Raw genomic sequence first — 12,107 nt, 5'->3', positions numbered from 1 at the left:
GCGGGAATAGCTCAGTTGGTAGAGCGCAACCTTGCCAAGGTTGAGGTCGCGAGTTCGAGCCTCGTTTCCCGCTCCAACACAAAAAGAGTCGTCCATCGGGCGACTCTTTTTTTTGTCCCATCATCCTCGGTGGGCCATGTCGCGTTGTCGGTGTGCTTGCCCGGCACGCAGGTGCCTATCATTGCGCCATGTCTTCCCAGATCCCCGGCTACTTTCCTTCTTCCGGCTCGCGCGGCACTGACGACGAGGTCGCGCGTCTGCGCGTGCCGCCGCATTCGATCGAGGCCGAGCAGAGCGTGCTCGGCGGTCTGCTGCTCGACAACAGCGCCTCCGACCGTGCCGGCGATGTGCTGAGCGAATCGGATTTCTACCGCTACGAGCATCGGCTGATCTACACCGCGATCATGTCGCTGGTCAGCGGCAGTCGTCCGGCCGACGTGATCACGGTCTTCGAGCGGCTGCAGAGCCTGGGCAAGGCGGAGGAGGTCGGGGGGCTCGCCTATCTGAATGCGCTGGCCAACAGCGTGCCGGGCGCGGCCAATCTGCGCCGCTATGCCGAGATCGTGCGCGAGCGCGCGATCCTGCGTCGCCTGGTCGAGACCAGCGACGAGATCGCCACGCGGGCGCTCAATCCTCAGGGTGCGGCCGTGTCGGCCATCCTGGACGAGGCGGAGGCCAAGATCTTCAAGATCGGCGAGGAGGGCTCCCGCAACAAGCAGGGCTTCCATTCGCTCGACAATCTGGTGGTGCAGCTGATCGACCGTGTCCAGGAGCTGGCCGACAGCGGCGCCGGCGACGTGACCGGCGTGGCCAGCGGCTTCATCGATCTCGACCGGATGACGGCCGGCCTGCAGGGTGGCGACCTGATCATCCTGGCGGCACGGCCGTCGATGGGCAAGACCGCCTTCGCGCTCAACATCGCCGAACACGTCGCGGTGAAGGAGCGCAAGCCGGTTGTCGTGTTCTCGATGGAAATGGGCGCGTCGCAGCTGGCGTTGCGGATGGTGGGCTCGCTCGGGCGCATCGACCAGCAGCACCTGCGCACCGGTGCGCTGACCGACGACGAATGGGGGCGGCTCTCGGAGGTGCTCGACCTGCTGCACGGCGTGAGCCTGTTCATCGACGAGACGCCGGCGCTCACGCCGGGCGAAGTGCGCGCACGCGCGCGCCGTCAGGCCCGCCAGTTCGGCCAGCTCGGCCTGATCGTCATCGACTACCTGCAGCTGATGAGCGGCTCGGCCTCCAGCAGCGGCGAGAACCGGGCCACCGAGATTTCCGAGATCTCGCGCGGCCTGAAGGCGCTGGCCAAGGAGCTGCATTGCCCGGTGATCGCGCTGTCGCAGCTCAACCGCTCGGTCGAGACTCGCACCGACAAGCGACCGATGATGTCGGATCTGCGGGAATCGGGTGCGATCGAGCAGGATGCCGACGTCATCATGTTCATCTACCGCGACGAGTACTACAACAAGGACTCGAAGGAGCCGGGCGTGGCCGAGATCATCATCGGCAAGCAGCGCAACGGCCCGGTCGGCACCGTGAAGCTGGCGTTCATGAAGCCGCTGACCAAGTTCGAGAACCTGGCGCCAGGCAGCTACGGCGACGAGTACTGACCGCACTTGAGGGTGCGGGCTTCTGGTTTCCGAGCAGTGACAGGGGCTGGCCGGGTAAACCCCGATCCGGCTATAATCCTCAGGTTTGTCCGCCAACAACGCAGCCCAGCGCCATCGCGGCGTCAACCCCCCGGATCCGGCATGTGCTGGATCTCGTGGACGATCTGGTTGACCGCCGAGCTCCGATGCCGCGCTGGGCTTGCCCACATCGGAGTTCCCGTGCTGCCCGTCCTGCCTCCCGCCCTTCTCGCCCTCGCAGACGGCACGGTCTTTCTTGGTACCTCGATCGGCGCTGCCGGTCACACGGTCGGTGAAGTGGTGTTCAACACCTCGATCACCGGCTATCAGGAAATCCTCACTGACCCCAGCTATTGCCGGCAGATCGTGACGCTCACGTATCCGCACATCGGCAACTATGGGGTCAACGAGCAGGATGTCGAGGCCTCGAAAGTCCATGCCGCCGGTCTGATCATCAAGGATCTGCCCGTTCGCGCTTCCAATTTCCGCCAGACGCTGACGCTGACCGACTACCTGGTCCGCGAGGGCACGGTGGCCATCGCCGACATCGATACCCGCCGCCTGACGCGCGTCCTGCGCACGAAGGGCGCGCAGAACGGCTGCATCATGTCGTTCACGGCTGACACCGTCGTGACGCAGGCCATGATCGACGAGGCGGTCGCGCTGGCGCGCTCGGCGCCGAGCATGGCCGGCCAGGACCTGGCCCAGGTCGTGACCCGTGCCGCCACCGAGGTCTGGACCGAGACCGAATGGCGCCTGACGACCGAGGCCGGCGGGCCCGGCTTCGGCGAGCAGACCGCGCCGCGCTTCCATGTCGTGGCCTATGACTTCGGCGTCAAGCGCAACATCCTGCGCATGCTGGCCGAGCGCGGCTGCAAGGTCACCGTCGTGCCGGCCAAGACCCCGGCGGCCGAGGTGCTGGCGCTCAACCCGGACGGCATCTTCCTGTCGAACGGCCCCGGCGACCCGGAGCCCTGCGACTACGCGATCGCTGCGGCCAAGGAACTGATCGAGACCGGCATCCCGACCTTCGGCATTTGTCTGGGCCACCAGATCATGGCGCTGGCCTCGGGCGCGAAGACCTTCAAGATGAAGTTCGGCCACCATGGCGGCAACCACCCGGTCAAGGATCTGGACACCGGCCGCGTGTCGATCACCAGCCAGAACCACGGCTTCGCGGTCGATGCCGACACGCTGCCGGCCAACCTGCGCCCGACGCATGTGAGTCTGTTCGACGGCACGCTGCAGGGCCTGGCCCGCACCGACCGTCCGGCCTTCTGCTTCCAGGGCCACCCGGAAGCCTCGCCCGGCCCGCACGACATCGCCTACCTGTTCGACCGCTTCACTGCGCTGATGAACGACAAGCAAGCGGAGAAGAAGAATGCCTAAGCGCAGCGACCTCAAATCCATCCTCATCATCGGCGCCGGCCCGATCATCATCGGCCAGGCCTGCGAGTTCGACTATTCCGGCGCCCAGGCCTGCAAGGCCCTGCGCGAGGAAGGCTACAAGGTCATCCTGGTCAACTCGAACCCGGCGACCATCATGACCGACCCGGCCACGGCCGACGTCACCTACATCGAGCCGATCACCTGGCAGGTGGTCGAGAAGATCATCGCCAAGGAGCGCCCCGACGCGATCCTGCCGACGATGGGCGGCCAGACGGCGCTGAACTGCGCGCTCGACCTGCACAAGCACGGCGTGCTCGACAAGTACAAGGTCGAGATGATCGGTGCCAACGAGCACGCGATCGAGAAGGCCGAGGACCGCCTGAAGTTCAAGGACGCGATGACCAAGATCGGTCTGGGCTCGGCCAAGTCCGGCATCGCGCACTCGATGGAAGAGGCCTGGGCCGTCCAGAAGGCCATCCAGGCCGAGGTCGGCGGCGCCGGCTTCCCGATGGTGATCCGCCCCAGCTTCACGCTGGGCGGCACCGGCGGCGGCATCGCCTACAACCCGGAGGAGTTCGAGGAGATCTGCAAGCGCGGCCTCGACCTGTCGCCGACGAACGAGCTGCTGATCGAGGAGTCCCTCATCGGCTGGAAGGAATACGAGATGGAAGTGGTCCGCGACCGTGCGGACAACTGCATCATCGTCTGCTCGATCGAGAACCTGGACCCGATGGGCATCCACACCGGTGACTCGATCACCGTGGCCCCGGCCCAGACGCTGACCGACCGCGAGTACCAGCTGCTGCGCAACGCCTCGATCGCGATCCTGCGCGAGATCGGCGTGGACACCGGCGGCTCGAACGTCCAGTTCTCCATCAACCCGAAGGACGGCCGCATGGTCGTCATCGAGATGAACCCGCGCGTGAGCCGCTCCTCGGCGCTGGCGTCGAAGGCCACCGGCTTCCCGATCGCCAAGATCGCCGCCAAGCTGGCGGTGGGCTACACGCTCGACGAGCTGAAGAACGACATCACCGGCGGCGCGACCCCGGCGTCCTTCGAGCCCTCGATCGACTACGTCGTCACCAAGATCCCGCGCTTCGCCTTCGAGAAGTTCCCGGCCGCCGATGCGCACCTGACCACGCAGATGAAGTCGGTGGGCGAGGTGATGGCCATGGGCCGCACCTTCCAGGAGTCGTTCCAGAAGGCGCTGCGCGGTCTGGAGACCGGCATCGACGGCCTGACCGAGCGCTCCACCGACCGCGACGAGATCATCGAGGAGATCGGCGAGCCCGGCCCCGAGCGCATCCTGTTCGTCGGCGACGCCTTCCGCTTGGGGCTGACGCTCGACGAGATCTTCGAGGAAACCGCGATCGACCCGTGGTTCCTGGCGCAGATCGAGCAGATCATCCAGACCGAAGCCCAGCTCAAGGGCCGCACGATCGAGAGCCTGTCGGCCGCCGAGCTGCGCTTCCTGAAGAAGAAGGGCTTCTCCGACAAGCGTCTGGGCAAGCTGCTGGGCTCGAACCAGCATGACGTGCGCCGCGCGCGCCAGGCCCTGGGCGTGCGCCCGGTCTACAAGCGCGTCGACACCTGCGCGGCCGAGTTCGCCACGCAGACCGCCTACCTGTACTCGTGCTACGAGGGCACGGACGGCGAGTGCGAGGCCGAGCCGACCGACAAGAAGAAGATCATGGTGCTGGGCGGTGGCCCGAACCGCATCGGCCAGGGCATCGAGTTCGACTACTGCTGCGTCCACGCCGCCCTCGCCATGCGCGAGGACGGCTATGAGACCATCATGGTCAACTGCAACCCCGAGACGGTCTCGACCGACTACGACACCTCGGACCGCCTGTACTTCGAGCCGGTGACGCTCGAGGACGTGCTGGAGATCGTGGACAAGGAAAAGCCGGTCGGCGTGATCGTGCAGTACGGCGGCCAGACGCCGCTGAAGCTCGCCCTCGACCTGGAAGCCAACGGCGTGCCCATCATCGGCACGACGCCGGACTCGATCGACATCGCCGAGGACCGCGAGCGCTTCCAGAAGCTGCTGCACGCGCTGGACCTCAAGCAGCCGCCCAACCGCACCGCCCGCGCCGAGAGCGAGGCCATCGCGCTGGCCAACGAGATCGGCTACCCGCTGGTCGTGCGCCCCAGCTATGTGCTGGGCGGCCGCGCGATGGAGATCGTGCACGGCGACAAGGACCTCGAGCGCTACATGCGCGAAGCGGTGCGCGTCTCCGACAAGTCGCCGGTGCTGCTCGACCGCTTCCTCGATGACGCGGTCGAAGTCGACGTCGACTGCATCGCCGACGCCAGCGGCGACGTGATGATTGGCGGCATCATGGAGCACATCGAGCAGGCCGGCGTCCACTCGGGCGACTCGGCGTGCTCGCTGCCGCCCTATACCCTCAGCGCCGTGCTGCAGGACGAGCTGCGCCGCCAGACCGCCCTGATGGCCAAGGCCCTGAAGGTGATCGGCCTGATGAACGTGCAGTTCGCCATCCAGGGCGACGTGACCGGCGGGCTCGACGCCTGCACCGTCTACGTGCTGGAAGTGAACCCGCGCGCCTCGCGCACCGTGCCCTACGTCTCGAAGGCCACCGGCCAGTCGCTGGCGAAGATCGCCGCGCGCTGCATGGCCGGCCAGAAGCTGGCCGACCAGAAGGCCCTGAACGGCGAGGCGCCGCGCGAGATCGTGCCGCCGTACTTCAGCGTCAAGGAAGCGGTCTTCCCGTTCAACAAGTTCCCCGGCGTCGATCCGATCCTGAGCCCCGAGATGCGCTCGACCGGCGAGGTCATGGGCACGGGCAAGACCTTCGCCGAGGCGATGCTCAAGAGCCAGCTCGGCGCGGGCTCGCGCCTGCCGCGCAGCGGCAACGTGGTGATCTCGGTCAAGGCCAGCGATCACGCCCGTGCCGTCGGCGTGGCGCGCGACCTGCACGCGCTCGGCTTCGGCATCGTCGCGACCAAGGGCACCGCTGCGGCCATCGCCGCCGGTGGCGTGCCGGTCAAGGTGGTGAACAAGCTCAAGGACGGTCGCCCCCACATCGTCGACATGATCAAGGGCGGCGAGATCCAGCTGGTCTTCACCACCGTGGACGAGACCCGCACCGCGATTGCCGACTCGCGCCACATCCGCACCGCGGCCCTGGCCAACCGGGTGACCTACTACACCACGATGGCCGGCTGCGAGGCCGCCACCGAGGCGCTGAAGCACCAGCACGGCCTGAGCGTCGTGTCGCTGCAGGAACTGCACGCCGAGCTCGGCTGAAACTGAACTAAACTGCGCGGGCTGTGCCTGCCCGCGCAGCCCCGTGCCGCCGCCGGCCTTCCGCAAGGAAGCAGGCGGCGGTTCGCTTTTGTTGATACCCGACCGATCGAAGAACACCCATGGCCACGATTCCGCTGACCAAGCGCGGCGCCGAGCTGCTGAAGGAAGAGCTGCACCGCCTCAAGACCGTCGAACGCCCGGCGGTCATCCAGGCGATCGCCGAGGCCCGCGCCCAGGGCGACCTGTCCGAGAACGCCGAGTACGACGCCGCCAAGGACAAGCAGGGCTTCATCGAGGGCCGCATCCTCGAGGTCGAGGCCAAGCTGTCGGTCGGTCAGGTGATCGATCCGGCCTCGCTCAATGCCGGTGGCAAGGTGGTGTTCGGCGCCACCGTCGATCTGGAAGAGGAAGAAAGCGGCGACGCGGTCACCTATCAGATCGTCGGCGAGGACGAGGCCGACATCAAGTTCGGGCGCATCTCGGTGGGCTCGCCGATCGCGCGTGCGCTGATCGGCAAGGAAGCCGGCGATGTCGCCACCGTCAACGCGCCCGGCGGCCTGAAGAACTACGAGATCATCGAAGTCCGCTACTGCTGAGTGGCAGGGCGGGGCAAGGAGAGCCGATGTTGCTGTGTCGCATCCGCACGCTGCTGGCCGCGCTGTGGCTCGGTCTGATCGCCACGCTGGGCGCGGCAGTAGCGCCGACGCTGTTCGCGATGCTCGAGCGTACCGAGGCCGGCCGCATCGCCGGTCAGCTCTTCCGCATCGAGGCCCATGCGGGCCTGGGGCTGGCGGTGGCGCTGTTCCTGATCGAGCGCCGGCTGGCTTCGCTGCGCATGGCCGCGGGCCGAGGTTCGGTGATGTCGCTGAACCTGCTGCTGGTGCTGGGCGCGCTGTTCTGCACCGTGCTGGGCTTCTTTGCGCTGCAGCCGATGATGGAGGCGGCGCGGCTGGGGCAGGGCAGCTTCAGCTTCGGCGCGCTGCATGGCGCTTCGAGCACGCTGTTCCTGGTCAAGGGCCTGCTGCTGCTCGGGATGGTCTGGCGCGCGGCGGGCGAGAGTCCTGCCTGAAAACGCACAGCCCCCCGCAGCGATGAGATGCTGCGGGGGGGCTGCTCTTCTTCGCGACGGGCTTGGCGCGGCTCAGTCCTGCTGGCGCTTCTTGGTGCTGGTGATGCGGGTCTTGGCCCGCTTGACGAGACCGCCGGTGGTCAGGCGCTGGTTGCCCAGAATGGTGACCTTCTTGATCTGCGCGCGGTGCGAGCCGCTCTTCGAGAAGGTCAGCAGCTTGACGACGCGCGGCGCGGCGGCACGGCGGTCTTCGCTGCGCTCTTCGGCGCGCTCCTTCTCGGGCAGCGGGCGCCACAGCACCAGCAGCTTGCCGATATGCTGGATCGGCGCGGCATCGAGCTCGTGCGCGAGCTGGACCAGCAGGCCCTCGCGCGCACCGCGGTCGTCGCTGAAGACGCGTACCTTGATCAGTCCGTGCGCCTTCAGCGCAGCATCGGTCTCCTTGAGGACGGCAGGGGTCAGGCCCTCGGATCCGATCATGACGACGGGATCGAGGTGATGGGCCGCAGCGCGATGTTCCTTGCGCTGGGCCGGGGTCAGTTGGATGGCAGCCATGCCTCTATTATCGTTCCTAGCATGAAGATCGACAGCAAGAGCAAGAAAATCAACAAGGCGTGGCTGAACGCGCACGTCAACGACCCCTATGTGCGGCAGGCGCAGAAGGAGGGCTATCGCTCTCGTGCGGCCTATAAGCTCAAGGAGATCGACGAGACCTTTCACCTGATCCGGCCCGGGCAGGTGGTGGTCGACCTGGGGGCGTCGCCGGGGGCCTGGAGCCAGTATCTGCGTCGGCGCTTCGCGCCGAAGGAGGCCGGCGCCGGAGGGGCAGCCGTCGGCGAGCTCGACGGCACGATCATTGCGCTGGATCTGCTGGAGTTCGAGCCGATCGAGGGCGTGAACTTCATCCAGGGCGACTTCCGCGAGGATGCGGTCCTGCAGCAACTGGTGGGCATGCTGGGCGGCCGGTCGGTGGATGTGGTCGTCTCCGACATGGCGCCCAATCTCTCGGGCGTCGGCGTGACCGATGCGGCACGGGTCGAGCTGCTGATCGAGCTGGCGATCGACTTCGCGCAGTCGCATCTGAAGCCTGACGGGGCGCTGGTCTGCAAGGTCTTCCATGGTGGTGGGTACGCGCAGCTCGTCGAGTTGTTCCGCCAGCATTTCCGGGTCGTCAAGCCGTTCAAGCCGAAGGCCTCGCGGGACAAATCTTCCGAAACCTTTCTGGTCGGCATCGGTCTCAAGCGCAGGTCGGCCTGAAAAATGGCAACGATCTTGTCGGCGCGGTGTCTCGTGTCGATGTCGTCCATGACTTTTACCCCGGGGCACAAGGTCTTCCGGGCATTTCGTCAGGGGCGGGGGGGTTGACTGGACTAGAATCGTCCACATCTACCGCGTTGGTGCATCTGTCCTGCTGTCGGGACCGGATGCAGAGCCCGCGAATCGGGCAGGAGATTGGATCAATGAAGGAGCCGCGGTGAACAATCAATGGTTCTCCAAAGTCGCTGTGTGGCTGGTGATCGCCCTCGTGCTGTTCACTGTCTTCAAGCAATTCGACCGCACGGCCACCGCCGGCAACCAGATCGGGTACTCGGAATTCCTTGAGGAGGTCCGCGCCAAGCGCATCCGGGAGGTGGTCCTGCAGGAAAATCCGGGCGGCGCGGAGATCGAGGCGCTGACCACCGACGACAAGCGCATTCGCACCACGGCCACCTATCTGGATCGCGGTCTGGTCGGTGACCTGATCAACAACGGCATCAAGTTCCGCGTCAAGCCGCGTGACGAGCCCTCGCTGCTGACCAGCCTGCTGATCTCCTGGGGCCCGATGCTGCTGCTGATCGGCGTGTGGGTCTACTTCATGCGCCAGATGCAGGGCGGCGGCAAGGGCGGGGCGTTCAGCTTCGGCAAGAGCCGTGCGCGCATGCTCGACGACACCAACAACTCGGTCACCTTCGCCGATGTCGCCGGCTGCGACGAGGCCAAGGAAGAGGTGAAGGAACTGGTGGATTTCCTCAAGGATCCGCAGAAGTTCCAGAAGCTCGGTGGCCGCATCCCGCGTGGCGTGCTGATGGTCGGCCCTCCGGGCACCGGCAAGACGCTGCTGGCCAAGTCGATCGCCGGCGAAGCCAAGGTGCCGTTCTTCTCGATCTCTGGCTCCGACTTCGTCGAAATGTTTGTCGGTGTCGGTGCGGCCCGCGTCCGCGACATGTTCGAGCAGGCCAAGAAGAATGCACCCTGCATCATCTTCATCGATGAAATCGATGCGGTCGGTCGCCATCGTGGGGCGGGCCTGGGCGGCGGCAACGACGAGCGCGAACAGACCCTGAACCAGATGCTGGTCGAGATGGATGGCTTCGAGACCAATCTCGGCGTCATCGTGATCGCGGCGACCAACCGGCCGGACATCCTGGATCCTGCGCTGCTGCGCCCGGGCCGCTTCGATCGCCAGGTCTATGTGACGCTGCCTGACGTGCGTGGCCGCGAGCAGATCCTGAACGTGCACATGCGCAAGATTCCGATCGGCCAGGACATCCGTGCCGACATCCTTGCGCGTGGTACGCCGGGCTTCTCCGGTGCCGATCTGGCCAACCTGGTCAACGAGGCAGCCCTGTTCGCCGCCCGCCGCAATGCGCGTGTGGTCGACATGGTCGACTTCGAGAAGGCCAAGGACAAGATCATGATGGGCCCCGAGCGCAAGTCCATGGTCATGCCCGAGGAAGAGCGCAAGAACACCGCCTATCACGAGGCCGGCCACGCGCTGGTGGCGCGTCTGCTGCCCAAGACCGATCCGGTGCACAAGGTGACGATCATCCCGCGCGGCCGTGCGCTGGGCGTGACGATGCAGCTGCCCGAAGGCGACCGCTACAGCATGGACAAGGGCCGCATGCTCTCGACCATCTCGGTGCTCTTTGGCGGCCGCATCGCCGAAGAGGTCTTCATGGACCAGATGACCACCGGCGCCAGCAACGACTTCGAGCGTGCGACCCAGATCGCTCGCGACATGGTCACCCGTTATGGCATGACCGATGCGCTTGGCCCGATGGTCTACGCCGACAACGAGGGCGAGGTCTTCCTTGGCCGCTCGGTCACGAAGACCACCAACATGTCCGAGCAGACGATGCAGAAGGTCGACGGTGAGATCCGTCGCATCATCGACGAGCAGTACGCGTTGGCGCGTCGCCTGATCGAGGAGCACCAGGACAAGATGCATGTCATGGCCAAGGCCCTGCTTGACTGGGAGACCATCGATGCCGAGCAGATCGACGACATCATGAACGGTCGTCCGCCGCGGCCGCCGAAGGACTGGACTCCGACGGTTGGCCGTCCGGGAGGCCCGTCGAATCCGTCGATCAGCTCCGGCAACGCCGCTGCCACTGCGTGATGATCTGAACGGACGGCGCAAGCCGGACCGACGCGAACGGGGCCCGAGGGCCCCGTTTGTCTTCCTGCTTCAGTCTGGAATCACCGCTGCGTCTGCCTGCCAGGCGAAATCCAGCCAGCGCCTGGCGAAGCTCTCCAGCCTGCCCTGTTCGCCGGTGGTCCACAGCTTGGCTGCATCGGCAGCTGTTGCCAGCGGCAGTGCGGCTCGGGCTGGCAGCGATTCGCACAGATGGCGTGTGCGCCGAGCGACCGCGTCCGACGTGTCGATCAGCCTGACCATCGGGCCGAGTTCGGCCTGGATGTGATGGGCGACGAAGGGATAGTGGGTGCAGCCGAGCACCACGGTGTCGACCTGCTGCTCGCGCAGCGGTGTGCAGTGTTCGGCGACCCTGGCCTTGACCTCGGGCGAATCGACTTCGCCGCCTTCGATGGCCGCGGCCAGGCCGGGGCAGGGCTGCAGCCGCAGGTCGACATGCGCCGCGTGGGCCTGGGCCAGCAGCCGGAAACGCTCGCTGCGCAGCGTGCCTGTGGTGGCCATCACGCCGATGCGGCCGTTGCGTGTCAGTCCGGCGGCCGGCTTGATGCCTGGCTCGACGCCGACGATCGGCCAGACCGGATGGTCTTGGCGCAGCGCGGAGACGGCCGCCGCGGTCGCGGTGTTGCAGGCGATGACCAGCAGATCGGCGCCGCGCTCGCGCAGGAAGGCGGCAATGGCACGCGACCGGGCGATGACATGCGCGTCGCCGCGCTCGCCGTAGGGCGCATGACCGGAGTCGGCCACGTACATCAGCTCGGCCGTCGGCAGCAGCGAACGGATCGCGCGCAGCACCGACAGTCCACCCAGCCCGGAATCGAACACGCCGATGCGTGCGGTGGCCGCGGAGGGAGGGCAGGCAGTCGACGTGATCACGGCAGAAAGACAGGCTGGCAAGGTCGGTCGGCCAGTCTAGCAGCCGCCTTTTCAGGGAGATCCCGAAGTGCGTGACCCGGAAACGTCGCCGTTTTCATCCTAGAATCGAACGGTCGTGCTTTTCTGAGGCGACGGTGCCACAATCCGTCGCAATTTCACCCGAGCCGGACCCTAAAATCCGGCTCCCCATCTACAGCATGCAGACTTTGGAGAACCTCGCATGAAGGCACTCGTACCCGTCAAGCGGGTGGTCGACTACAACGTGAAGGTGCGCGTGAAGAGCGATGGCACCGGCGTGGACATCGCCAACGTGAAGATGAGCATGAACCCGTTCGACGAGATTGCCGTCGAGGAAGCGGTGCGGCTGAAGGAGAAGGGCATCGTCACGGAGATCGTGGCGGTGTCGTGCGGCGTGAGCCAGTGCCAGGAGACGCTGCGCACGGCGATGGCGATCGGTGCCGA

10 protein-coding genes and 1 tRNA gene are annotated in these 12,107 nt (G+C 66.2%); 9 read left to right on the top strand and 2 right to left on the bottom strand.

Annotated features, from left to right (window positions below; all coding sequences use genetic code 11):
* The 6 genes from BW996_RS20565 (at window position 1) to BW996_RS20540 (ending at window position 7,357) form a co-directional block, all read left to right on the top strand.
* Window positions 1–76, top strand: a tRNA-Gly gene (locus tag BW996_RS20565).
* A 112-nt stretch (window positions 77–188) separates the two neighbouring features.
* Window positions 189–1,610, top strand: coding sequence for a replicative DNA helicase (dnaB, locus tag BW996_RS20560; protein ID WP_037477636.1), 1,422 nt, complete (start codon window positions 189–191; stop codon window positions 1,608–1,610).
* 219 nt (window positions 1,611–1,829) lie between these two features.
* Entirely contained in the window at window positions 1,830–3,017 is a 1,188-nt protein-coding gene (carA, locus tag BW996_RS20555; RefSeq protein ID WP_037477633.1) for a glutamine-hydrolyzing carbamoyl-phosphate synthase small subunit, read from the top strand.
* A complete protein-coding gene (carB, locus tag BW996_RS20550) occupies window positions 3,010–6,288 on the top strand; it encodes a carbamoyl-phosphate synthase large subunit (RefSeq protein ID WP_037477631.1) in 3,279 nt (1,092 codons plus the stop codon). The genes carA and carB overlap by 8 nt, the downstream gene beginning before the upstream one ends.
* Window positions 6,289–6,407: 119 nt before the next feature.
* Window positions 6,408–6,884 (top strand): transcription elongation factor GreA, encoded by a 477-nt coding sequence (greA, locus tag BW996_RS20545; protein ID WP_037477629.1) that lies wholly within the window; start codon window positions 6,408–6,410, stop codon window positions 6,882–6,884.
* A gap of 26 nt (window positions 6,885–6,910) precedes the next feature.
* Window positions 6,911–7,357 carry a DUF4149 domain-containing protein gene (locus BW996_RS20540; RefSeq protein WP_037477627.1) on the top strand — a complete coding sequence of 149 codons (447 nt, stop codon included), beginning with the start codon at window positions 6,911–6,913 and terminating at the stop codon, window positions 7,355–7,357.
* A 72-nt stretch (window positions 7,358–7,429) separates the two neighbouring features.
* Here BW996_RS20540 and BW996_RS20535 read toward each other — a convergent pair whose 3' ends face one another.
* Entirely contained in the window at window positions 7,430–7,912 is a 483-nt protein-coding gene (locus tag BW996_RS20535) for a YhbY family RNA-binding protein (RefSeq protein WP_037477625.1), read from the bottom strand.
* A gap of 21 nt (window positions 7,913–7,933) precedes the next feature.
* Here BW996_RS20535 and BW996_RS20530 point away from each other — a divergent pair, with 21 nt between their 5' ends.
* Both BW996_RS20530 and ftsH read left to right on the top strand, forming a co-directional pair.
* On the top strand, window positions 7,934–8,614 hold the full coding sequence (locus BW996_RS20530) for an RlmE family RNA methyltransferase (RefSeq protein WP_037477623.1): 681 nt from the start codon (window positions 7,934–7,936) through the stop codon (window positions 8,612–8,614).
* A gap of 217 nt (window positions 8,615–8,831) precedes the next feature.
* Window positions 8,832–10,736: an ATP-dependent zinc metalloprotease FtsH gene (ftsH, locus tag BW996_RS20525; RefSeq protein WP_037477621.1), complete on the top strand. Its 1,905-nt coding sequence runs from the start codon at window positions 8,832–8,834 to the stop codon at window positions 10,734–10,736.
* A gap of 69 nt (window positions 10,737–10,805) precedes the next feature.
* Here the strand turns inward: ftsH and murI are convergent, their stop codons facing one another.
* Entirely contained in the window at window positions 10,806–11,645 is an 840-nt protein-coding gene (gene murI / locus BW996_RS20520) for a glutamate racemase (protein WP_310732030.1), read from the bottom strand.
* A 220-nt stretch (window positions 11,646–11,865) separates the two neighbouring features.
* Between murI and BW996_RS20515 the strand changes: the two genes are divergently transcribed.
* Window positions 11,866–12,107: electron transfer flavoprotein subunit beta/FixA family protein (locus BW996_RS20515; RefSeq protein ID WP_375136230.1), on the top strand; the 242-nt coding region annotated here is incomplete at its 3' end.

The organism is Sphaerotilus natans (assembly GCF_900156335.1).
GTDB lineage: Bacteria > Pseudomonadota > Gammaproteobacteria > Burkholderiales > Burkholderiaceae_C > Sphaerotilus > Sphaerotilus natans.
Note: the sequence above shows the minus strand (reverse complement) of the source record. Positions and strands in the feature narration are given on the sequence as shown.